The 23,652-nt window shown below is 44.2% G+C and carries 22 protein-coding genes and 1 pseudogene; 10 read left to right on the top strand and 13 right to left on the bottom strand.

The genetic code is table 11. The features are described 5' to 3' along the window. From AC1DUD_RS17325 to AC1DUD_RS17310, 4 genes are all read left to right on the top strand, one after another. Entirely contained in the window at positions 1–429 is a 429-nt protein-coding gene (locus tag AC1DUD_RS17325; RefSeq protein ID WP_477376560.1) for a MarR family winged helix-turn-helix transcriptional regulator, read from the top strand. Between the two features lie 213 nt (positions 430–642). Continuing rightward, complete coding sequence (locus AC1DUD_RS17320) at positions 643–927, top strand: hypothetical protein (protein WP_477376558.1); 285 nt, start codon at positions 643–645, stop codon at positions 925–927. 234 nt (positions 928–1,161) lie between these two features. Next, a complete protein-coding gene (locus AC1DUD_RS17315) occupies positions 1,162–2,430 on the top strand; it encodes an Hsp70 family protein (RefSeq protein WP_477376556.1) in 1,269 nt (422 codons plus the stop codon). Between the two features lie 74 nt (positions 2,431–2,504). Then, entirely contained in the window at positions 2,505–3,698 is a 1,194-nt protein-coding gene (locus AC1DUD_RS17310) for a winged helix-turn-helix domain-containing protein (protein WP_477376554.1), read from the top strand. Positions 3,699–3,791: 93 nt separating this feature from the next. On the opposite strand, the gene gap is transcribed toward AC1DUD_RS17310, so the two are convergent. Together gap and AC1DUD_RS17300 are read right to left on the bottom strand one after the other, a co-directional pair. Then, positions 3,792–4,769 carry a type I glyceraldehyde-3-phosphate dehydrogenase gene (gene gap / locus AC1DUD_RS17305; protein ID WP_477376552.1) on the bottom strand — a complete coding sequence of 326 codons (978 nt, stop codon included), beginning with the start codon at positions 4,767–4,769 and terminating at the stop codon, positions 3,792–3,794. 134 nt (positions 4,770–4,903) lie between these two features. Next, positions 4,904–5,953, bottom strand: coding sequence for a GlxA family transcriptional regulator (locus AC1DUD_RS17300; protein ID WP_477376550.1), 1,050 nt, complete (start codon positions 5,951–5,953; stop codon positions 4,904–4,906). Between the two features lie 141 nt (positions 5,954–6,094). Here AC1DUD_RS17300 and AC1DUD_RS17295 point away from each other — a divergent pair, with 141 nt between their 5' ends. Continuing rightward, complete coding sequence (locus AC1DUD_RS17295; protein WP_477376548.1) at positions 6,095–7,300, top strand: acyltransferase family protein; 1,206 nt, start codon at positions 6,095–6,097, stop codon at positions 7,298–7,300. Between the two features lie 67 nt (positions 7,301–7,367). On the opposite strand, the gene AC1DUD_RS17290 is transcribed toward AC1DUD_RS17295, so the two are convergent. From AC1DUD_RS17290 to queD, 6 genes and pseudogenes are all read right to left on the bottom strand, one after another. Then, positions 7,368–8,510: a C1 family peptidase gene (locus AC1DUD_RS17290; RefSeq protein ID WP_477376546.1), complete on the bottom strand. Its 1,143-nt coding sequence runs from the start codon at positions 8,508–8,510 to the stop codon at positions 7,368–7,370. A 99-nt stretch (positions 8,511–8,609) separates the two neighbouring features. Continuing rightward, positions 8,610–8,942, bottom strand: a complete 333-nt coding sequence (locus tag AC1DUD_RS17285; RefSeq protein ID WP_477376544.1) for a zinc-binding dehydrogenase — start codon at positions 8,940–8,942, stop codon at positions 8,610–8,612. 17 nt (positions 8,943–8,959) lie between these two features. Next, positions 8,960–9,091 (bottom strand): zinc-binding dehydrogenase, encoded by a 132-nt coding sequence (locus AC1DUD_RS17280; protein ID WP_477376542.1) that lies wholly within the window; start codon positions 9,089–9,091, stop codon positions 8,960–8,962. Positions 9,092–9,130: 39 nt separating this feature from the next. Continuing rightward, on the bottom strand, positions 9,131–9,646 hold the full coding sequence (locus AC1DUD_RS17275; protein ID WP_477376540.1) for an alcohol dehydrogenase catalytic domain-containing protein: 516 nt from the start codon (positions 9,644–9,646) through the stop codon (positions 9,131–9,133). A 29-nt stretch (positions 9,647–9,675) separates the two neighbouring features. Further along, positions 9,676–10,533 carry a universal stress protein gene (locus tag AC1DUD_RS17270; RefSeq protein WP_477376539.1) on the bottom strand — a complete coding sequence of 286 codons (858 nt, stop codon included), beginning with the start codon at positions 10,531–10,533 and terminating at the stop codon, positions 9,676–9,678. A gap of 152 nt (positions 10,534–10,685) precedes the next feature. After that, positions 10,686–11,042, bottom strand: a pseudogene (queD, locus tag AC1DUD_RS17265) (6-carboxytetrahydropterin synthase QueD). Positions 11,043–11,273: 231 nt separating this feature from the next. On the opposite strand from queD, the gene AC1DUD_RS17260 reads away from it, so the two are divergent. The 4 genes from AC1DUD_RS17260 to AC1DUD_RS17245 all read left to right on the top strand — a co-directional run bounded on the left by AC1DUD_RS17260 (position 11,274) and on the right by AC1DUD_RS17245 (position 14,866). After that, entirely contained in the window at positions 11,274–11,966 is a 693-nt protein-coding gene (locus AC1DUD_RS17260) for an OmpW/AlkL family protein (protein ID WP_477376537.1), read from the top strand. A 113-nt stretch (positions 11,967–12,079) separates the two neighbouring features. Beyond that, complete coding sequence (locus AC1DUD_RS17255) at positions 12,080–12,496, top strand: hypothetical protein (protein ID WP_477376535.1); 417 nt, start codon at positions 12,080–12,082, stop codon at positions 12,494–12,496. 133 nt (positions 12,497–12,629) lie between these two features. Then, a complete protein-coding gene (locus tag AC1DUD_RS17250) occupies positions 12,630–13,817 on the top strand; it encodes a PAS domain-containing sensor histidine kinase (RefSeq protein ID WP_477376533.1) in 1,188 nt (395 codons plus the stop codon). Further along, the gene (locus tag AC1DUD_RS17245) at positions 13,814–14,866 is read left to right on the top strand and encodes a response regulator (protein ID WP_477376531.1); all 1,053 of its coding nucleotides are present in this window, start codon (positions 13,814–13,816) and stop codon (positions 14,864–14,866) included. The genes AC1DUD_RS17250 and AC1DUD_RS17245 overlap by 4 nt, the downstream gene beginning before the upstream one ends. Before the next feature lie 315 nt (positions 14,867–15,181). Here AC1DUD_RS17245 and ccoS read toward each other — a convergent pair whose 3' ends face one another. After that, the gene (gene ccoS / locus AC1DUD_RS17240) at positions 15,182–15,337 is read right to left on the bottom strand and encodes a cbb3-type cytochrome oxidase assembly protein CcoS (RefSeq protein WP_477376529.1); all 156 of its coding nucleotides are present in this window, start codon (positions 15,335–15,337) and stop codon (positions 15,182–15,184) included. Next, the gene (locus AC1DUD_RS17235) at positions 15,334–17,724 is read right to left on the bottom strand and encodes a heavy metal translocating P-type ATPase (RefSeq protein WP_477376527.1); all 2,391 of its coding nucleotides are present in this window, start codon (positions 17,722–17,724) and stop codon (positions 15,334–15,336) included. The genes ccoS and AC1DUD_RS17235 overlap by 4 nt, the downstream gene beginning before the upstream one ends. 155 nt (positions 17,725–17,879) lie before the next feature. Between AC1DUD_RS17235 and AC1DUD_RS17230 the strand changes: the two genes are divergently transcribed. Beyond that, positions 17,880–19,661 carry a hypothetical protein gene (locus AC1DUD_RS17230; RefSeq protein WP_477376525.1) on the top strand — a complete coding sequence of 594 codons (1,782 nt, stop codon included), beginning with the start codon at positions 17,880–17,882 and terminating at the stop codon, positions 19,659–19,661. A 126-nt stretch (positions 19,662–19,787) separates the two neighbouring features. Here AC1DUD_RS17230 and AC1DUD_RS17225 read toward each other — a convergent pair whose 3' ends face one another. The 3 genes from AC1DUD_RS17225 to AC1DUD_RS17215 are packed head-to-tail and all read right to left on the bottom strand — an operon-like array spanning position 19,788 to position 23,643. Beyond that, a complete protein-coding gene (locus AC1DUD_RS17225; protein WP_477376523.1) occupies positions 19,788–20,756 on the bottom strand; it encodes an ROK family protein in 969 nt (322 codons plus the stop codon). Between the two features lie 7 nt (positions 20,757–20,763). After that, positions 20,764–22,239: a hypothetical protein gene (locus AC1DUD_RS17220; RefSeq protein ID WP_477376521.1), complete on the bottom strand. Its 1,476-nt coding sequence runs from the start codon at positions 22,237–22,239 to the stop codon at positions 20,764–20,766. Between the two features lie 30 nt (positions 22,240–22,269). Further along, the gene (locus tag AC1DUD_RS17215; RefSeq protein ID WP_477376519.1) at positions 22,270–23,643 is read right to left on the bottom strand and encodes a sugar porter family MFS transporter; all 1,374 of its coding nucleotides are present in this window, start codon (positions 23,641–23,643) and stop codon (positions 22,270–22,272) included. Positions 23,644–23,652: the final 9 nt, after the last annotated feature.

Raw genomic sequence — 23,652 nt, 5'->3', positions numbered from 1 at the left:
ATGGACACTCAAAAACATATTCAGGAGATAAGAAATTTCAACCGGTTCTACACCGATCTCATCGGCCTGCTTGATAACCACTTGCTTAACAGCGACTATTCGCTTGCCGAAGCCCGGATCCTTTATGAGATCTTTACGGCTAAGCAGCTGAGCGCATCAGATATCATTCACAACCTGAGCATAGATAAAGGCTATCTGAGCCGTATCCTGAAGAAGTTCGAGAAGCAGGATCTGGTAGCCAGGAAACCCTCAGATGGGGATGCCCGCGTTTCCCTGCTTTCATTAACGGGCAAGGGTTTAAAGGTTTTTAATGAGCTGAATGATGCATCCAACCAGCAAATAGCCGCTTTGATATCTGCTATGCCGGTAAGCCAGTTGGATGAACTGGTACAACACATGAGAGCTATAGCTACCTTGCTGGAAAGATAATATATAACATCTTACGCCTTATCTTCTCTACAATTCCGTTAAGTTTTCGCCCGGCAGCCCCCCCGCCAAAAAGGGCCAACTCCCCGCAAACAGCACTGTAAATAATCAATTATTTAACACTTGCATATATGCCGGAAAAAAAATTAAATTTGTTTAAGCCGGTAGCCATCCGGTTAAAACAAGGGTGTATTTTTATTGTTGTAATCCCCGAACATGAGCCCATTAGAACTCTCCCAAATAGCCGATCTTGGTTCGGCTGTAGCACGCCTGATCAAAAGCCAGCTGGTAGCAGACGGTACCGTCCATGCTGCCGCCAATCAGATTGTAGTATCAATCTCCCGTTTTGAAGTAGAACATCGCCTGGGCAACCTGCTGCAGCAAATCTACCGCTCGGTCGACCAGCATTTCCCGGTACGTAAGGAGCACCTGTCACTGATAATCCGTGATGCAGAAGGCGTTTACGAAAACTGTTTCAAGATCTGGAAATCGGGCTCGTGAACAGGTAAGATCAATTCAGGTTTCACTTCAATACCCGGCTTTTAAAATGCAAGAAGTATAATCCCTGCAATAGCATGCGTTTCACCTTGATATAAGGTCCTGGCATTATTATATCCTCTTCAAACCACCGCAGACCGGGTCATTTTCTGGTCCTGTTTAAATAGAATTTGCCACCGCCGCTCTTTTTTTATACTTTCGCCGCCCGCAGATTTTTATCGCATTACCAGCCCTGCTATGAAGAAATTTTTATACGGCATTGATTTTGGAACAACCAACTCAGCCCTCGCCATTTACGACGAAGAAACGAACGAAATATACAGTACTATTATCATTCCTTCGCTCATTTATTTCTATCAGCACACAGGGCCCGGGAATAGCCCCAATTATGTAGTTGGCGAACAGGCGATCTCGGCCTACCTGGAGGATGACATGAAAGGGCGCTTTATCAAATCAGTTAAACAGATCTTATCCAGGAGTAGTTTCACCGAAACCCGTATCCAGAACAAGAAGTACAATGCCTCAGAACTGGTAGCGATCATTTTAAAGGAGCTGAAAAGCCGCGCGGATGAGCTAACCGGGCAGGATTGCCAGAAAGCCGTTATTGGCAGGCCTGTTTTTTTTGACGATGAAAACGTTAAAAAAGACACCCTGGCACAAACCCGGCTTGGTAAAGCAGCAGAGCTGGCCGGCTTTGAAGAAATCCGTTTTCAGTTTGAGCCTGTTGGAGCGGCTTTCGCCTATGAAAAAAGCCTCGCAAAAAAAGAACATGTACTGGTGGCGGATCTCGGCGGGGGTACTACTGATTTTACTTACCTGGTACTTGATCCTGAAAAAGCAGGCAACAAAGACCGCACGAGCGATATCCTCGCCAACGGAGGGATCTATATAGGAGGCGACAGTTTTGACTCTGCCTTTATGTGGGAGAAAGGCACGCCGTATTTTGGCAAAAACACCCAATACGAGGCCACGCCCGGCAAAGTGCTCACCGTCCCCAAGTCACTTTTTGCCAATATTTGCTCCTGGGAACAAATGAATTTCTTTAACAGCCTGCGTATTCAGAAAGATATTGAGGATTACTATTATTTCTCGGGCCGCGACCCGCAATTTAAGAACCTGATCACCCTGATCGAAAACAATTTAGGGTATTCTGTATTTCAATCTATCGAAAAAACAAAGATCACGCTTACTACTGAGGATACATCTACGTTCAGTTATCGCAAAATGGATATCAGCATTGATGAAGAAATACCCTTGACCCACTATGAACAGATCATTGCGAAAGATGTAAACCGCATCTCTAATTACCTCGACGATTTTCTATCCCAAAATCACATCCAACCGAAAAACATCGACAGCCTTTTTTTAACCGGCGGGACTTCCATGGTTGGCAGTATTCAAAAACTGTTCAAAAACAGGTTCCCCCATACCAGGCTTATTTCTGCAGATAATTTCCAAAGTGTGGCCAAAGGATTAGCTTACAGCGGTTACCTGTTTGAAGGTTAAGTAGCTTATTAAATATCTAAGTACTTCTAAAATTGCTTTAGCCTGATTAACCGGATATTTATTATTTTGCCAGTATGGAACCTATTTCACTTTCCAGATCACAGGCCCGCAAGATCATCCTGCACGCAGCAGGGCTCGCACAGAAGGCGCAGTTCGGGACCGGCATTGAAGCCGTTTACCGGCTGATCGATCACCTCGGTTTTATCCAGCTTGATACGAATTATGTAGTAGAGCGGGCGCATCACCACGTGATCGCTGCTCGTGTGCCCGATTATGAACCTGCCTGGCTGACAGAGCTAACTACAGAAGGTCGTATTTTTGAATATTTCACCTCCGATGCCGGTTATATCCCGATACATGATTTCCGGTTTTCGCTGCCCGTTAAACAGGCTTTTACCGACCGCCACAAACCATCCGCCAAACAGGAAATAAATTTGATGACACAGGTGATGGACCGCATAGAACGTGAAGGCCCCTTGATGGTAGGTGATTTTGAAAACGACCGGCTGGAAGCCAGCTCCGGCTGGTGGGACTGGCGGCCGGCTAAAGTGGCCCTTGAAAGACTATATCTGGATGGTAAGCTGATGATCACCCGAAACAAAAGCTTTCATAAAGTATATGACCTGCCAATGAACCTCCTACCAGTAGACACCGATCTTACAATACCATCAGCGGAAGAATATGCGCGTTTTGTGATCAGGCGCACACTGGGGGCATTAGGTATTGCTTATGCTAAAGAGATAGCCTGGCGGGCCCGTTACGTAAAAGGGAACCTGGTAAAAAAGGAGCTTGCCCGGATGGTTGTGGAAGGTGAATTGGTAACTGCTCAGATAGATGGTTTAAAGAGTGCTCCGCTTTATATGTTGCCCGATCAGCCTGCAACCATCGAGTTATCAGGGGATGCGTTTATCCTTTCGCCCTTTGATATCCTGAACGTGTTTCGGCACCGCTTAAAGGACTTTTTTGATTTTGACTACCAGATAGAATGTTTTGTACCGGCCGCTAAACGAAAGTATGGCTATTTTTCCTTGCCGGTATTGTTAGGCGATACATTTGTTGCCCGTATGGATGCCAAAGCCGACAGGAAACAAAAATTGCTGATTGTTCATAACCTGCACTTCGAAGATGTAGCGTTGGATGAAACCGCTATAGATAAAATTATAACAGAAGTGAAAGCATTTGTGCAATTTAACCAATGCCGGGATATTGAATTTAAAAAATCAAATAACCAGGTTTATCTGCAAAGTATTACGAAAGGTTTTGCATAAATGTTACCGCCAGGTTAATACAACAAGCTGCCGGTCATTTTCATAACCGGCAGCTTACATAAATTGTACCCGGTTTTTCGGGATTCCGGGTAATTATATCAGCGATACCAGTTCTGAGATCCGGTTAGAGATGCCTGCCTCGTTATCATACCAGGCAACAACTTTTGCCATTTTTCCGATACTTCTGCTCATGGCAGCATCAATAATAGATGAATGCCGGTTGCCGATAATATCAGATGACACCAATGGTTCTTCTGTATATTCTAAAATTCCTTTCAATGAGTTTTCCGCATAATGCTTTAGGATAGCATTAAGCTCTGCAACCGGCACTTCCTTTTTCAGGTTAAGAGACAGATCAACGATCGACCCGTCGGGCACCGGCACGCGGTATGAATGTCCGTCAAGTTTTCCTTTAAGACTTGGCAATACATCGCCGATGGCTTTTGCAGCGCCGGTGGTTGAGGGGATAATGTTTAAAGAAGCTGCCCGGGCCCTGCGAAGATCGCGATGAGGAAGGTCCTGCAGGTTTTGGTCAGAGGTAAAAGCATGAACAGTAGCCATATACCCCGACTCGATACCATATTCTTTATCCAGAACATACAGTATGGGCGCAATGCCCCCGGTAGTGCAAGAGGCGGTTGAATAGATCTGGTCGCCCCCTATCAGTTCATTATTGATACCGTGTACAATTGTTTTAACGTCGGATCCGGCAGGCGCGGTAATCAATACTTTTTTAGCTCCCGCGCGTAGATGCGCCTCTGCTGCAACTTTGCTCGTAAAACGACCTGTTGATTCGATCACCGCTTCTACCTCTAATTCTTTCCAGGGCAGCTTTTCAGGATCTTTTTCGCTGATCAGTTTAATTGGTTTACCGTTAACGACTATATGGTCGCCGTCAACAGCAATATCGCCGGGAAACCTGCCGTGAACAGAATCGTACTTCAGTAAGTGAGCAAGTGTTGTGATATCGGTCAAATCGTTGATGGCAACAACCTCTATATTAGATTTATCCTGTAGAGCCCGCAGGGTCATTCTCCCAATGCGGCCAAATCCATTGATTGCAATTTTCATGATTAATTATTTATGATGTTTGTATTTGTTTTTTTCGATCTGTTAAAAAATAAAGACACGAGGGGTGCTTCAACGCTAATAAGTCATTTAGCATCGCCTGGTCTTTTTCACTAATGTTGTTGAATTGCCTTAAGTTAGTTTCTCATTTGCAGGGTATCTGTTTTGAAACCATTCAATGAGGTACGGAAGGAGCGTCTGTAATCGGACGGGGTTGTCATCAGGTGCCTTAAAAAAGTCCTGCGCATATTTACCAAACCGCCAAGTCCGCATTGCTCGGCTATCCTTTCTATGGATATATCAGTATCCTCCAGGTATTTTCTGGCGGTTTCCACCCGTAATTTTTCTATGAATCTTGCAGGCGGCATGCCGGTTTGTTTACTAAAAACGCGGGTAAAGTTCCTGGTGCTCATGTTCATTTTTTCTGCCACCTGGTTCACATCCAGCTTTTCGTGCAAGTGTTCGCTTAGCCAGGTCTGCGTTTTCTGAGCAATGTGCATAGGATCATAAACGGGAAGCAAATTACCAAACTGTGCCTGGTAACCGGGCCTGTTAAGATAAAAAACTATCAACTTAGCTACACGGCCCGCTATCTCCTTACCATAATCCTGTTCTACCATGGCCAAGGCAAGATCTATCCCGGAAGAGCCGCCGGCTGCGGTGTAGATATTGCCATCCCGGGTAAACATTGGTTCACAGTTTACCTCTACTTCCGGGTATTCCCGCTTTAGTTTTTCGGCGCGTTCCCAATGCGTGGTAGCTTTGCGTCCGTTCAATAACCCTGCTTTTGCCAGTACAAAAGCACCTCCGCAAACCGAAGCGATACGCCTGGTATTACCTTCATTCCTTGCGGATAGCCAGGTATAAAAATCTTGAAGGGCAGGCTGACTTGATTCCCGGCTGTCATTACCGGCAACGATCAAAGTATCGATGGGGGTTTTAATATCCATAGCAGTTTGCTGGCAAACCAGGCTCATACCGATACCGGTATCCAGTTGTTTTTCTGCTGTAGCTGCAACAATCATTACATCATATCCGGCATCAATACCATATTCCCGCAATATCTTATTGGCGTTAAAAAACACATCTGCAGGGCCTGCAAAAACAACCAGCATGGTGCTCCCCATGGTTACAATTGCAATTTGCTTCTTTTTTTGACAACGACTATCTTCCATATCCTTAGTCATAAACCAAAGTTAAACATTACACAACTTGTCTGAAAGGACATATTCTATACATATTAGGCCACATACATATGTACCAGGCTGTAACGTTTGGAGATCAGCTTAAAGAATGATACCTTAAAACAAATATTTCACGCCGCAATCATGGAAAAAAGTACGGTTATAAACCCGGTCCCGCCTGGCGGCAGGATAGCTTCAGTGGATGTTTACCGCGGCTTCGTGATGTTGCTGATGATGGGCGAAGTACTCTCCTTTCAAAGCGTAGCGACAGCTTTGCCCGATAGCAAATTCTGGCAGTTGCTGGCCTTCAACCAATCACATGTACCCTGGACCTGGCTCAGCCTTCATGACATGATCCAGCCCTCATTCAGTTTCTTAGTGGGTGTTGTACTGCCGTTTTCACTGGCATCCAGGAAAAATAAAGGCGCAACTGCCACTGCGCTTCTTGGTCATGCATTGCTCCGCTCGCTGATCCTGATTTTCCTTGGTTTCTTTTTACGATCATTAGGCAAAAATCAAACCTATTACACTTTTGAAGATACCCTTACCCAGATAGGCCTCGGTTACACTTTTCTCGTCATGCTCGGCTTTTGTTCACGAAAAGTACAGATCGGAGCCCTTATTATCATTTTAGTTGGTTATTGGCTTGCCTTTGCCCTGTACCCATTACCCGGGGCTGGCTTTGACTACACATCCGCAGGTGTAAGCCCAAATTGGGAACATAACCTGCAGGGCTTTGCTGCCCACTGGAATAAAAACACCAACCTGGCCTGGGCGGCCGACCGATGGTTCCTCAATTTATTTCCGCGTAGTAAACCATTCCAATATAATGAGGGCGGCTACTCCACACTGAGCTTTATTCCCACTTTGGGTACCATGATCCTCGGGCTACTGGCAGGCGGAATTTTCAAGGATGATCAAAAGCCGACAGAAAAGCTGAAGTATTTTATGATCGCTGCCATCAGCCTCACCGCAGTTGGAATATTATTACAACTGACCAATATCAACCCTATTGTAAAAAGGATCTGGACACCTGCCTGGGTGATCTTCAGCGGCGGGATCTGCTTTGGCTTCCTCGCGCTGTTTTATTGGCTCATTGATCTGAAACAATACAAAAAGCCATTTTTTTTTCTCAGTGTTATCGGGATGAACTCTATCGCTGCCTACCTGATGTCTGACGGCGGTTTACGGCAATACATTACCGATAACCTGTACATACATCTCGGGGCACATTATAACCAGATATTCGGAATAGCGTACGCCACGCTCATCAGCGGCGCTTTAACTCTGCTGTTGTTATGGCTGATCCTGTACTGGATGTACAAACAAAAAATATACATCAAAATCTGAAAGCCGGATAGTGTCATTAGACAATTTATTGCGGCAAAATACTCTTGCCGCAATAAACTGTAGATTCTTATTCGCCAGCTTTTGCTATCAAAGTTGGGGAGATAGCTTTTTTATTTACCACTACTGATATGGTATTTATTGCAAAATAAGGCATGCTCACATAAATGTATCCTGCCAACGGGCCTATCCCCGTACCCCAGGAGTTTTTAACCACGAAGTATTCGTTGCCTTTGCTGTCTTTAGCAATACCGGTTATTTGCATCAGGTGATCATCCTGGGTAACTTGCCTGTCAAACAGGTCCTGGCGGATCTCCGCCGTTGGGACCTTCTCTGCAAAAGTTGCAAAATCTTTTAACTCATCATCATTGTCAACCCATTTTGCAAGCCCCTTTTTCATCTGAAAGCCCTTGTTACTCACATCGGCATCCCAGGCAACGGTATAGCCTTGCATTACAGCCGTTTTAACGCTCTTTATAAACTCATTTAGCGGTAAATTATAAAACATGTTGCTATTGTAATTATCAGGCACCTCAATAGCAAAGCTTGTGTTATAAGGATGGTGTTTGAAAGATGTAAGCCCAATATAGCCCGAAAGTTTAGATGGTACAAACTGCTCTGCGTAGCTTTTGGGAGTATACGTTTTTCCGTTGTAGCTGAAACTTGCAGGCGGCTCCCCAAGGTAGCCGTTTAAAATTGATTTAAAATTCACTTTCCAATTTGCCGGGATGGTATCAGGATTGCTTTTCAGCAGATTATCCAGGTAGGCTTTTAATTTGGTCTCCATCTCGCCATCGTGGTTTAATACCGTATCGCGACCGATGCCCGGATAAACCTCCTGCGGCACAGAACCAAAATTATCGGTAGAAAACAACACGTCCTGCTGAATGCCTCCTTCGGTAAAACGTGTATTACCGCGCCTGCGAATGTATTTCTCGGCCTTGTCAATGTATAAATTGTAAACCGTGTAAACTTCAGAAAGGTCTGGATCTTTTTCTTTTTTGGAAAGCATTTCGCTCTCAACAAGTGATGTGGTTGCAAAACACCAGCAGGTCCCGGAGTTACCCTGGTTTTTAACCGGCGTTGCCTGGTTGTTTTTAACAACAGTAAACTGCGGTTTTGTAACGTCAAGATTGACCTTGATAGTAGGTTCCTGCGAAAATGCCTTTACGGCAATGGCAGAAAGTACCAGAAATGAAGCTATTTGTTTCATACTTTTTCGTGAAAGGATAAATGTATCAAACAATTTAATGAAAGAAAAACCAAATTAACCTACTTCGGAAAAATTTAACACGTTCGACATTCGCATTTACTAACCAAGTTTAGCTATATCCAATACCGTTCTGCCTTCAATTCCCCCTGCTTTCATCCTGTCAAACACCTGGTTAATATCATCCAGATTGGCAGTATGAACAGTGGCTTTTACTTTACCCTCAAGCGCAAATTCAATGGCTTCCTGCATATCTTTCCTGGTGCCTACAATAGACCCCCGAACAGTGTAGCGGTTAAGCACCGATTCAAAAATCGGCAATTCGAAATCGCCCTTCGGTAAACCGTTTAAGGATATGGTGCCCTTCTTCCTTAACACCGAGATCCCTTGCCTAATGGCAACAGGTGAAACCGCCGTTACCAATACACCATGCATACCACCGGTAGCTTTTTTCAGAAAATCTCCGGGATCCTGTTTCGGGCGTTTACCGTTAAGTCGCCCCCTAAATTCCTGGCCAATTGCAGCTTATCGTCGGCGATATCAATAGCGGCCACATGCAGGCCCATAGCTTTAGCATACTGCACAGCAAGGTGCCCTAAACCGCCAATACCCGAAATAGCTATCTATTCGCCGGGCTTAGCTTCGGTTTCTTTTATGCCTTTATAAACCGTAACGCCTGCACAAATGATAGGAGCCATCTCTATAAAATTGGCATTAGCCGGGAAATGGGCCACGTAACGCGAGTCGGCAATTAAATATTCTGCAAAACCGCCATCCACACTATACCCTCCGTTCTGTTGCGAATCGCAAAGCGTTTCCCAGCCGGTTATGCAAAACTCGCAGCAACCGCAGGCGCTGTATAACCATGGCACTCCAACAACGTCGCCTTCTTTAACATTTTTTACATTGCTGCCGAGCGCGGCTACATAGCCGATAGCCTCGTGGCCTGGTATCAGTGGCATTTTGGGTTTTACGGGCCAATCTCCTTCGCAGGCATGCAAGTCGGTATGGCATACACCGCAGGCCACAACTTTTACTAATATTTGGTTTTCGCCCGGTTCTTTAACCGGCATTTCTTCTATTTGCAGCGGCTGTCCAAATTGGTGGATCACCGCGGCTTTCATTGTCTTAGGCAGCATATTTTGTTTTTTTAAATGATCGGAACCTGTTATTTTACAGAAGGAAATACCAACAAAGGAATATCCAGACGTCCGGCCATTTTTTCACTGTGACTGCTTTTCAATAACCGGTGGATGAAACTATGTGGCCGGTGGACCATCACCAGCATATCAACTTGTCCATGTTCACATAGCCAGCTTAAACCAGCCTCAATTTGGCTGTTCCGTACGCTGCGATAATAGATATGCGGGTAGTTGGCTTTATTGGATACTTCGGTCATGAAATTGCCGATGGTCTCTTTCAACGCTTCCGGTATTGTTTCGCCATCATAAATATGGGTCAGTAAAATCTGTGCGCCTAATGTTTTGGCAAAGGGTATCAAATGAAACAAACTCTCCACATCATTTTTCGGATCGGTAAAATCTGTTGCAAATGCTATTTTTTTAAGCTGCGCGAACCGCGTTTCGGGCGAGATGAGCATCAAGGGTTTGGTAGTGGCTTCAATCATATTTTTGCTGTGGTTGCCTAATAAAAAACTGCTCATTCCTTCACCATGTGTACCCATTACCACCAAATCAACCGGGTGACTTTCCACATAGCTTTCTACAACATCAGTCACAATGCCCGATTCATTTTTGAGCGTAATTTCGGGCTTGAATCCGTCCTGACCGGCAGCCGTTTCTAAATCTGATTTTAAGCTTTCGAGTCCGGTAGTACTGTCCAGCAGCAACAGCTCAAGATCATCCATTGGCCATACTATAGTGCCCGATTGCGGCATTTCGGCAGGAACAATAACCGCATTACAGAGTACGATGTTAGCTTTGATCTGTTTGGCCAGGTTATAGCCATATTCAGCAGCATGCCTTGCATTAGCTGAAAAATCGGTAGCAACAAGTAATGTTTTCATGTTTTGAGTATTGAATGTTTTATACCACAAAACTGCCTGTTTTTACATTCGAAAATAATGACTGCGGTCACCATTCTGAGTGACCCTAAACCCAAAACAAACTGTATGACAACCAAATAGCCAGATATACATTTAAGTGCCCGGGATTTTATTTATTCACCCTCATATATTACGCCCGATGCCGGTGTTTCTTTCAATTCTATCTTTTTCAGGCCTGGGAGTAAAGGTTTTATTTGTTGCCAGATCCAAGCGGCCAGAAGTTCGGCTGTCGGGTTTTCAAGTCCTTCCACATTATTTAATAAGGTATGGTCAAGCGTGCCGATCACCGGAGCGGCAATTGCTTACAAATCAGAGAAATCCAGGATCCAGCCCTCTTTCTCTAATATTTCGCCGGCTATGTAAAGGGTTAGGTGGTAGGTGTGCCCATGCAGATTGCGGCATTTATGCCCATCAGGTACATGTGGTAAAAAATGGGCAGCATCAAATGTAAAGTGTTGGTAAATGATCATAAATAAGTTTCGATAAATAGTAAGGCTGTAAGATTAGGCCAAACTTATTGATGGATGCGTGACAGGAATCGTTTACGATAATAACCTTGATCATTGTTTGATAAGGCATTGCACCTAATCGCTTTATTATCCTTTATGGCAATGACAAGCATCAGCAAACAGCCTGTTTACCATCATGGCAGCGGTCATGCACCGCCTATAGTTTTGAGCCATAATTCAAATCCATATATTATGAAAACTTTAAAACTATGTGTATTGGCTATGTGCCTGTTTAGCACATTAAACAGTTTTGCCCAGCAAAAAAACGAGTGGGATATCCGCCTGCGGGCGGTAGGTATATTACCACAGGAAAGTGCCAAAATTGGTGTTATAGGCGGCGATATCAATATCAGTAACGCATATATACCCGAGCTGGATATTACCTACTTCTTTGCCAAAAACTTCTCTGCCGAACTGATCCTTGGTACCTCAAAGCATAAAGTAAAAACACAGGGTTCAAATCTTACGGCCATAGGTGGCGGCTCCTCTGCCGATGTCAATCTTGGCAAGGTTTGGTTATTACCGCCAACCTTAACTTTGCAATACCATTTGCCGACAGGTGCAGCGTTTAAACCCTACATAGGCGCAGGTGCAAATTATACCATATTTTATAATGCCGATAAAGGCCCGGTTGTACAGGCAATAGATTATCAAAATAAATTCTCTTTTGCGGCGCAGGCCGGTATTGATTATGACATCACTAAAACGGTATTCCTGAATATCGATCTAAAAAAACTTTTCCTAAATACCAATGCCACGGTCAACGCTGCAAACCTCACCCCTACCGGTAATCAGTCGCTGGCGCCGGTGCTAAAAAACATTAACGCCGACGTTAAGATCAGGCCGTGGGTAGTAGGCATAGGGGTTGGATACCGTATAAAGTAACATCCTGTTCAAACCTTAAAACAGCATTTTTGAAGGAGCCGGGCAATTGTAGCCTGGCTTTTCTGCTAACAGCAAAATACACTTTATGATATCAGTCAATAAAAAAAATGACGATGGTCATTTTTTTTAAACAGGCCGATCGCTACTCTTATGCCATGGAACAAATCAATATAAAACAAACCAGTCCTCTTCACAAGGAATGGCTGCGGAAGCTTGATTTTTATCATTTTGAGCTATTCATGTTAAAAGAACAACTGGATGAAATAGCAGAAGAAAACACGGATAGCTATATTTTAGGCAAAGCTGAGCATTTCACCGGACTGTTAAATACTCTCAAAAGCTATATCGAAAGCTTAAGAAACCGTGTCCGCGAAAACCAAAATAGTCTGGCATTTGATATAGCAAATGAGCACACTATCGAAAAAAACCTAAAGATCTTCGACCTTTTAAATGAGGAATGTATAGCACAGCAACAAGCAGTAAATGAATTAAGAAAGAAATTTGATCACTTCGTTGCCGAACGGGTGTAAAGCCCTTCGTTCATAAATAAAAACCTCATCCAAAAAATGACCAATATCACTTTTTAAACTGAATGTGATTATACCCCGCTTTCTCCGAAGTAATGACCTTTGATTGGCCGGTTAAGATGGCTATGGGTTTAATATGGAAAGTGCAGCATTGCTCAATGCGATCATCGAAAATGCTATTGATGGTATCATAACAATTGATGAACGGGGGCTGATCGAATCGATCAACCCTTCTGCATGTAAATTATTTCAGTACTCTCCTGCCGAAGTAACGGGCAAAAATGTATCCATACTGATGCCCCCGCCCGATAAGCAGCAGCACGACGAATATATCAACAGGTATCAAAACACCGGGCGGGCGCATATTATAGGTATAGGCCGCGAGGTTACCGGTCTGCGGAAAGACGGTTCACGTTTTCCTTTCCGCCTTGCTGTAAGCGAGGTAAGATACTCGGGCCGGAAAATATATACCGGCTTTATACATGATATAAGCCGCGAAAAAGAAGCTGAAGATCAGCTCAAAGAATACGCATCCCACCTGGAAGAAGAAGTTCAGGAACGCACGCAATCGCTCCAACTATCCGTTAAAGAGCTTGAGCAGGCTAAAGAAGAAGTCAGCATTTCGCTCGAAAAAGAAAAAGAACTTGGGCAGTTAAAAAGCCGTTTTGTATCGATGGCCTCGCATGAATTTCGTACGCCCTTAAGTGCAGTGCAGCTTTCCGCTTCACTTATCGAAAAATATGCCGGGCATTTACAAAACAACAATGTCAGCAAACATGTAAACAAGATCAAAAACGCGGTTGGTAACCTTACCGCGATATTAAATGATTTCCTTTCGCACGAAAAATTGGAAGCCGGGCGCGTTGAACCTTCGCTAACTATGTTTGACCTGGTAAAGTTGGCCGAAGAAATTACCGAGGAAATGCAGCTGATAGCCAAGAAAGACCAGAATATTATTTACCAGCATACCGGCAGCAACAGCAGGGTTAATCTGGATTTGAACCTGCTTAAAAACTGCATTATCAACCTCATTGCCAACGCCATCAAATACTCCGGCGAAAATACTTTTATTGAATTTAATACCGAGATAGGCAAAAACGGCTGTATCATTACCATAAAAGATAACGGCATAGGGATCCCTGAAACTGATCAGAAACATTTATTTGAAGCTTTCTTCAGAGCACATAATACCGGCAATATCCCCGGTACCGGTTTAGGTTTAAACATTGTTGCCCGTTATGCCCGCCTCATGAACGGCAGCGTTGCTTTTAAAAGCAGCGTTAATAAGGGCACCATATTCACCATTTCATTCCCCGAACAATGAGCAAAAAGATACTTATCATCGAAGACAACAACGATATCCGCGAAAACGTAGTGGAGATTCTGGAGCTTGCCGGCTACAACGTATTTGAAGCAAATAATGGCCGCACCGGGGTTGACCTGGCTGTAAAAAATATTCCCGATGTTATTTTGTGTGATATCATGATGCCCGAACTTGATGGTTATGGCGTACTGTATATGCTGAATAAAAACCCTGTTACCGCGGCTATTCCCTTTATATTTTTAACTGCGAAAGCTGAGCGGGTTGACTTACGCAAAGGCATGGAAATGGGTGCTGACGATTACCTTACCAAGCCATTTGACGACATGGAACTGCTGAGTGCCATTGAAAGCCGGCTCAAGAAAAAGGAGATCCAGCAGGTATTTTACAGCAAGTCACTGGATAATTTAAACCTCCTGCTTTCTAAGAACAAAGGCCTTGCTGAACTAAAGCGCATCATTGACGAACGCAGGACACGTCAGTTTAAGAAAAACCAGGTCATTTATTATGAAGGAGATAAAGGGAACGGACTCTATTTAGTGATCAAGGGCCGGATAAAAACCTTAAAAATGGCCGAGGACGGCCGCGAACTGATGACCGGAATTTATACCGCTGATGAATACCTGGGGATCCATTCGCTGTTATCTAACGAAACCTATAGCGAAACGGCCACTGCATTGGAGGACAGTCTACTATGCCTTATCCCTAAAGACCAGTTGGATGAGCTATTGAATTTATACCCCGAAGTTGGCCGCGAATTTATCAGGTTGCTCGCCAATAATATCCGGGATAAGGAAGAACAATTGCTGCAACTGGCCTATCACTCCGTAAGAAAAAGGATGGCTGAGGCTATGCTGCGCCTTCATAAACAATACACAGACGCTACCGAAAGCTTCAAAATATCAAGGGAAGACCTGGCTGCTATGGCAGGCATGGCGACAGAAACGGTAAGCCGTACCCTATCCGATTTTAAAGATGAGGGCCTTATAGATAAAAAAGGCAGTATGATCACTGTGCTTGATATTACCAGGCTTTCAAAAATGAGAAACTGACCAGCACTTTTTAGGTTGATGCGACTACAGGATCCGAATAGAAACTCAAATTTCTATGACTTGCAACAAAAAAAACTTTGATAGGTACCGTTCGCCAATTTGTCAGCTAAGATCGCAAGTTCTGATGAGTCAGATGATATTCTAATTTTGTTTATGATTTACCGGCCGGGTCATAAACCAGGAGGTAACGAGCGGATCAGATTGGTTAAATATTGATTTCCTAAAACTTTCTTTTTGATGAGCATTAATGTGATTACGTAATCCTTAATTGTTTTAATTGTGATTGTCGGGCCTGCGCGTCTTTCTTATTGCTGGTTAGCTATCGCTATCCTCCGAATCGTCCAACAAGATGCGTACCGACGGCGTATACAGATCTTCGTTTTGCCCGGTCCGTTGGGCCCAGAAAAATGCAATAAGGAAAATGAGTGCAAGCACTACACTGCACCCTATCAGGAAATAAATGATGCTCATGATAAATGCCTTTTTTTAGCCGCGAAATGTGTGGCCAGACTGGTGAACGAAATAATAGTTACCGTACTTACCGGCATCAGTATTGCCGCAAACAAGGGCGAAAGCTTACCGGTGACAGCATAGCTTAAACCAATAAAATTATAGGTTAGGGAGATCAGGAAAGATGCATGAATGATTCGTACCGTATCTTTCGAAAACTGTAAAAATGCCGGTAACCTGCCAAACGACCGGCCATCCATAATGGCATCGCTGCCCGGGGAAAAGTTGTTTACGTTATCGGTTACGGCTATGCCCAGGTCACTTTGTTTAAGCGCACCCGCATCGTTCAATCCATCGCCTATCATCATCACCTTAGCGCCCTGTTGTTGAAGCTTGCCAATAAAATCAAGCTTATCCTGGGGCGACTGGTTAAAAAACAGATTATCAGTTGTTTTAAAAAAACGAATCAGCTCAAAGCGTTCATGATCCTGGTCGCCCGATAAAAGGTATAATTTATAGTCCTGCTCAAGGTTGTTGATATTTTTCAGCCCTTCGCGGTATTGATGGGCAAAGGCAAAATATCCCCGATAATTACCATCTACCGAAACATGAACTTTAGTACCCGCCGAAGTATCCCTGCTATACCCTGAAACATGCTGTTCGCTCCCGATCCGTACCTGGTGACCGTTCACCGAAGCAGTAATTCCCCGGCCTGCTGCTTCAGTAAGGCCCGTTATCGGTAAACGCTTGTGGCTGCCAAGGTACCTGCATATCATTCTGCTTAGCGGGTGATTGGAATGCATACAAACATTGTAAACCAGTTCCCGGTCTGTTTCGCTTAACTGGGCATTCAACTGAACATGATCATTATCGCTTGTAGTAATGGTACCCGTTTTATCCATCACAATTGTATCGATAGCAGCCATTTGTTCAACAACAGCGGTATTTTTCAGGTAGAAAAGGTTCCGATCAAAAATGTTTAGCGCTGCCGACATGGTGAATGGCGTACTCAAAGCCAGCGCACAAGGGCAGGCAACTATAAGCACCGCTGTAAAGGCGGCTATGCCCCTGTTTACATTGGTTGGCAGCCAAAACAGTAGCGAGGCTGTGGCTATCATCAATAAAACAATGGTAAAATACTTGCTCACCTTTTGGTTAAAGGTTTGCATCCGGTTGTCCTGCTTGTGGTTAAAGGCCTCGTTGTTCCAGAGTTGGGTGAGGTAACTTTGCGATACAGGCTTTACCACTTCCAGCTCAATAGCTTCGCCGGTTTGGCGGCCACCTGCATAAATAATTTCGCCCCAGGTTTTGTTTATTGGTACGGCTTCACCGGTTACAAAACTGAAGTCTACAAGTGCGTGTCCTTTCAACAATATGGCGTCGGCTGGGATGATCTCGTTATTTCGGATCAGGATGCGATGCCCGGTATGCAGATCTGAAAGCGGAACAGGTTTTTCCTTTTCATCGGCAATAGTATTAACCGCTACCGGAAAAAACGAACGGTAATCACGCTCGAATGAGATATGATGATAGGTTTTCTTTTGAACAAATTTGCCTATCAGCAAGAAGAACACCAGCCCGCAGAGTGTATCGGCAAAGCCTGCCCCGGTATGCGTGATCACTTCAAAAACAGTACGTACAAAAAGTACCGCGATTCCCAAAGCCAGCGGAAAATCAATGTTCAACGATTTACGGCGAAGGTTTTGCCATGCCGAAACAAAGTATTCCCGGCCACTGTAAAAAACCACCGGCAAACTAAACAACACATTTAACCAGCCAAAAAAATGCCTGAATGATTGTTCATGCGCCGATATTCCAAAATACTCTGGAAAGCTCAGCAGCATCACATTGCCAAAGCAAAATCCGGCCACCGCTATTTTTTGAACCAGGTGATCTTTAGTGGCAGCATTTTGTTCTTTAATAACATCCTGTAAGCTGATCAATGGTTCATAGCCTATATCGTACAATAGCTCGACCAGTTGCTGCAGGTTTTGCCGGTGATGATCAAAGCGGATATTAAGCTGCTTTTTTAAAAAATCAACCCGGCAATAATGTACGGCAGGATTGATTTTATTGAGCTTTTCCAGCAGCCACAGGCATGAGCTGCAATGGATATGCGGTATATAAAAAGTAACCATGGTAACCTGCTGATCGGTATAGTCGATAAGCTGGCTTACTATAGATGGTTCGGACAGATAGTCGAAACGCCTGTCGATCCGGGCACGGGTAGCGCCGGGATGATCATTATAAGTGTAATAGTTGCAAAGCTGGCTTTCTGACAGCAGCTGGTAAACACTTTTACAGCCGTGGCAGCAAAAATGCTTATCGTCCAGTATATAGGTTTTGGTTAAACAATCGTCACCGCAATGGTAACAGCTTATTTTTTCAATAGTTGGGCTTCCGGTCATGCTGTGTATGCTTTCAGGCTCAAAACTGCCCTATAAATGCCGAATAAATAATGACGAGCAATTGCCGAAAATGTGATATCCGTCAGTTTTTGAAGCTTGCACCCCACATAGTTTTGGGAACCGGAACACAGGTTCCAACAAAACAAAAAATCTGCATGAGCCATACATTTCATATCCCGGTATTAGGATTAGGATATTCTGTTGATACCCCATTAAAAGTTGCACGTTACGGCATCTCGTCGGTTATTTCGATAGTAGATGATGAACTGATTGAAAGGATGCGGGAGTATCATACATTAAGCAACAATGAACCATTCACGCCGATACCTAAATCAACTCCCGATGCCCGTGCCAAACGGATCACTGCATACCTTAACCTGGTTAATGAGTTGGTAAGCCGGCAATTCGATCAACTAAAAAATGAAGCATTTGAACCAGGTACCGACATTACCCGGTACTTTGAACTTTTGCCCGATTCATCACAGCTTAAACAAGGTTATGAGTTGATGCTGGAGTATCCTGATGGCGACCGCAAGCAGATCTTTCAAAATATTCTGCGTAAAAAGATGTGCATCGGCGCTATCGACGTAAACATTATGTCGAAGGTAGACAAGATGAATTTTGATGCCGATGGGAACTATCTTGGTGATGAAAATACCGACGCGCTCACAGCACTGCGTGGCTTTGTTAACAGTTCGTTGCATTCATCAATTATACTATCAGCCGGGATGAACCCGAGGCTATATAGCTACCTGGAAACTTTCAATGAATTTTTACCTGATGATGAAGGTCATTTCAGCAAGCAGATCATTCTTAAGGTAAGCGATTTTCGTTCGGCATTTATACAAGCCAAGTTTCTGGCAAAAAAAGGATTGTGGGTGTCAGAATTCAGGGTTGAATCGGGATTAAACTGCGGAGGACATGCTTTTGCCACCGAAGGCTTTTTGCTCGGGCCAATACTGGAAGAGTTTAAGGAGAAACGGGCTGAAATGACCGCCGAGCTTTTTCAATTATATACAACTGCCTTAACAACTAAAAACATTGCCTATACAGTTGTGCCCCAACAACGTTTAACTGTACAAGGCGGCATCGGCACAGCCGAAGAAAATAACTTTTTGATGGAACACTACCAGCTTGATGCCACCGGCTGGGGAAGCCCGTTCTTGTTAGTTCCGGAAACTACCAACGTTGATGAGCAAACTCTAACGCAGCTTGCAGGTTCTTCTACCGAAGATTTTTATGTAAGCGCGGCTTCGCCATTAGGGATTTTGTTCAATAATTTCAGGCCCAACAGTATGGAACAGCTGCGATTAAAACGACTGCAAATGAACCGGCCCGGTAGTCCCTGCACCAAAAAATATTTAGTTACCAATACTGAATTTACCGACCAGCCCATCTGCACTGCATCAAGGGAATATCAAAACTTAAAGATCAAACAACTCCAATCGCTTAACCTGCCACAGGATGAGTTGCAACAGCAGATTGATACAGTAACCGAGAAAATTTGCCTTTGCGAGGGTTTATGTACATCGGCCTATATCAAATACGAGATCCTGAAATCTAAGGAAACACCTGCCGTAGCCGTATGTCCCGGCCCCAACCTGGCCTATTTCAACAGGTTGTATACGCTTGACGAAATGGTAAAGCATATTTATGGTAAGCTGAACCTGCTGGAGAAAGTAAAGCGGCCGCATATGTTCATTAAAGAGCTTGATCTTTACATCGAATATTTGCAAACCGACATCAAATCGCATTTAGTAAACCTTACAGATAAGAAAAAGAAACAATTAGATAAGTTTAAAGCCCAGCTACAGGAAGGCATCAGTTACTACAAACAGCTATTTCATAAGCCTGTAGCTGTGTTAAACTTTAATATGGATTGGATTAAAGAATTAAGCACGTTTGAAGAGGCTTTAGATCATTTATTGATTCCTTAAAATCCCCCAGGTGGCTTAACATTTATATGAACTCAGCTGCCGTCGCCCGGCGGGTTTCGCTGAATTCATTAATACATTAACCAATTAATATATAATATAAAGAACGAGGCGAATTGTGACAGGTTATTAAGCTTTACTGATCAGCGCTAATGACAGCGCGGCAATATCTCCAATATTTTCGGAGAGGCCTGCAGGTACAATCCTGCAAGTGCTCACCGATTCTTTATAAGCTTCCCTTTTGATCACCTCAAGCATCGCCGGCTCAAGGAGCTGGCGGGCCCGTCCATATATGCTGCCAAGAATGATCATTTCCGGGTTAAGGATATCTATTAGCAGGGCAAGCCCCCGGCCAAGGTATTCGGCGCAGGTTTTGTATACTTCAATAGCAACGGGATCGCCACTGAAGGCGGCATCCGCAATGGATTTGGCTGTAATGGCCGGTAGCTCGTCTATGCTTCTACAAAAACCCACCTGCTCGCCTACCTGTAATTTTTCCAGGGCTTTGATCTGTCCTAACTGGGCAATGCCGCCGCCGCTGCAATATCCTTCAAATGAACCGGCTTTGCCGAAACCAACCGGTCCCATATCTGCAAGCCGCATATGCCCAACCTCACCGGCCAGATCACCCGGCCCCGAATACAGGCGACCGTCAAGAATGAGCCCTGCTCCCATACCGGTCCCGAAGGTTAAAAAGATGAGGTTATCAACGCCTTTACCGGCGCCATATTTCCACTCGGCTACCGCACAGGCATTAGCATCATTTTGCAGTAAGGTTTTTATTTTAAACCTTTCTTCGGCCATTTTTACAATAGGCACCTCATCCCAGCCTATTAAATTAGGCGGGGACAGGATGAGTCCCTTTTTACTGCTCAATGGCCCTCCGCAGCTGATTCCAATTCCATCCAGTTGTTGCTTCTGTACATTATGCTGCGATAGCAGCTCTTCTGCCGAGGTAAACAGCAGTTCAATCATTTCGTAAACCGGCTTGTTTGTGGGCATAGCTTGTTTGTCCACAATAGCGATATCTCCATCGGCAGCAACCTTACCTAATATTACCGCGCATTTTGTGCCTCCAATGTCAAATCCTAACAGCATATATTTATTAATTTTCTTTAAGTGGGCTTACCGTGATCGATTTAAAATTCACTTTGCCATGTTTAGCATAAAACCAGGCAAAACTTCCGTTTTGCTCATAAGTACGGTTAACAATGGTGCGTTTGTGGTTAACATCTACATCAATGATCCCGTCTTTCATTACGATATCTACTTTAAAAGGTTTATCCAAACCATCAACACCCTCTATTGTGGTGTTGCCTAACCTCACTGTTTTACTACTTGCAGAAAAATTTAGCCTATAGCCGCCAGCAGCTCCCTCACCCGAACGCAGATAAATGCCAAATTCTTCATTGGCAGCAGTCGGCTCAATCTCTAAAGTAATGCGGCAATTAAGCGGTATATTTTCGATATGTGCCGAACCCACACCTCCCGGTGAATTAATGGCAACACCATTATTGCCAATTGGAGAAGACTGCAGATCGGTAGAGATCTTTGTATTTAACGCATCACCAGTTTCCGGGATCATCTCCTGCGGGAAAGCTGTATCCAAGGTACCATCTGCTTCCTGAAAAACTTCCCTGAATAATGAGTTACCGCCAAAAATTTCATGGTTGTCATCTTTACTTTCAAACCGGTTTGGCACCCAGGCTGCCGCAATCCTCCTTCCGTTTTTAAACTCGGCCGTTTTAACCACGTTCGACCAATCTTCATTCAGGGCCTGGTAACGCGGGGCCTCCCATGGGCCGTAAGCGTTTCGGGATTTTACGTAAGATGTGTTACTGTTATCGCTGTAAACAAGATAATACCATCCCTTCCAAAAGAAATAATCAGGGCACTCGGGTGTAGATGGCTGCCCGGTCAAAATCGGGTCATGCACTGTCCAGGTTTTCAGGTCCTTTGACGACAGGTGCACCAGTGCACCTCCATTGTTTTTCATCACCGGATTTTCCTGCCAGCTGGATACAAACAAATGGAACTCTCCTGTTTTTTCATCTACAAAAACTTTAGGGTCCCTGAAATCACGTTTGCTATAACCCGGAGCCGAAGTATAGAAAGGGTTTGGTTTTTGCTTTTCAAAGTTCACCCCATCGTTGCTGATAGCATAGCTCAATTGCTCATTCACTTTACCATCATTAAGTAAGCGGGTAGCATAAAACGCGTAGTATTTCCCTTTATGGTATACAACAGATCCGGTACAGATGGATTTCTCCCAGGGTTCATCAATTTTAAGTACCAAAGGAAACTGCTCCCAATGTTTCAGATCGGTAGATTTACTTAGCGCCCATTGGTGCCCACCCAATCCGTTCAGGCTTTTATGATGTGCCGAATCCAGCAGCCAGTAATAATAATAGGTTCCATCTTTCGAAAACGGAATACAATCGCCCACAAAAAGGTTTCCTTTGGGCTTGAAGTATTGCATGCTCTTTGTCGACTGGACAGTTGGGTCGTACTTAACGCCCAATTGAGCTTTAGCCATAAATGCCATGACAGATAGTAAGCAGGCAAGTGTTATTTTTTTCATATAGTGTTAAATAAGTAATATGTAAATGGATCAAATGTCTTTCGGCGCATCGCCGTTGCGCCAGTGTGTTTCAATAGCTTCCAGCGATTTCCCCTTGGTTTCCGGGATGTAATAATACCCCCATATAGCACCGATAATGCAAATAATGGCGTAGCTCCAGAAAGTATAGTCGATACCAAGGTTATTAACCAGTTTAAGAAATGTAAAGGCAATAACAGCGTTAAACCCCCAGTGTGCCAGCGAGCCAATGCTCATACCAACACCACGAACACTGAGCGGGAACACTTCCGAAATAAGCAGCCAGCCCAACGGGGCTAAACTAATAGCTATAAAAATGATATAGCATACAATGCTTAACACTGCAAAAACCGGCAGGCTGGAACCGAGTGCTTCTTTGAAGTGAAAACAAGCTCCCAGCAAAGCCAGCGAAGGGATCATGCCCCAAATACCTATGAAGTACAGTTTTCGCCGCCCTACTTTATCCAGCAGGAATACCGAGAGCAAGCAAGCCAACACATTAACTCCACCAATAATGATAGCCGGAATAATACTGGCCGTATTGCTGACAATCCCCGCTATTTTGAAAATGATTGGCGAATAATAGATGATGGTATTAACCCCGGAAAATTGCTGAAAAAAGAAGATCCCTATAGTAATGATCAGCGGTGCACGCAGCCATGGTTTCAGAATCTCTGCAGATGAAACCTTATGTTTTGCAGATATAGCGATCTCTTCCTGAAGGCCTACCAGGGTGCTTTCAACCATATCGGGATCTTCCAGTTTCAGGATTATTTTCTTTCCTTCCTCCCAACGGTTTTTACTGATGAGCCAACGTGGTGTTTCGGGCAAAAAGAACATGCCCAAAAGCAGCACAGCTGCCGGTACAAAACCAACCAGGAACATCCAGCGCCAGCTTTCGTTGTTGGTATCATTGGATAGCCAGTAATCGGTAATATATGAAAGCAGGATGCCCAAAGTGATCATCAGCTGATTGAGGGTTACCAGTGCTCCCCTTACCCTCGCCGGCGAAATCTCTGAAATATACATCGGTACCACGTATGAGGTGATACCAATGGCAAAACCAATAATAACGCGCATGATCATCAGCATTGTTATGCTACCTGCGTAAGCACACCCCAGCGCCCCAACGGTGAAAATAACCGCGTTAATAATGATCATTTTTTTGCGGCCAATAATATCAGATAGTTTCCCGCTGGTTAAAGCACCCGCAACGGCACCGATAAGCACTGTGGTAGTGATCCATTCAATACTGGCATCGCTAAGCTGCCAGTATTGTTTAAGAAAAGGCAAAGCCCCGGAAATAACGCCGGTATCAAAGCCGAATAAAAGGCCACCGGTAGCTGCAATAACTGCGATGAGCAGCACATTAGGTTTTAACTTCATTTTGTTTGT

This window comes from Mucilaginibacter sp. P4_A11 (assembly GCF_056402535.1).
Note: the sequence above shows the minus strand (reverse complement) of the source record. Positions and strands in the feature narration are given on the sequence as shown.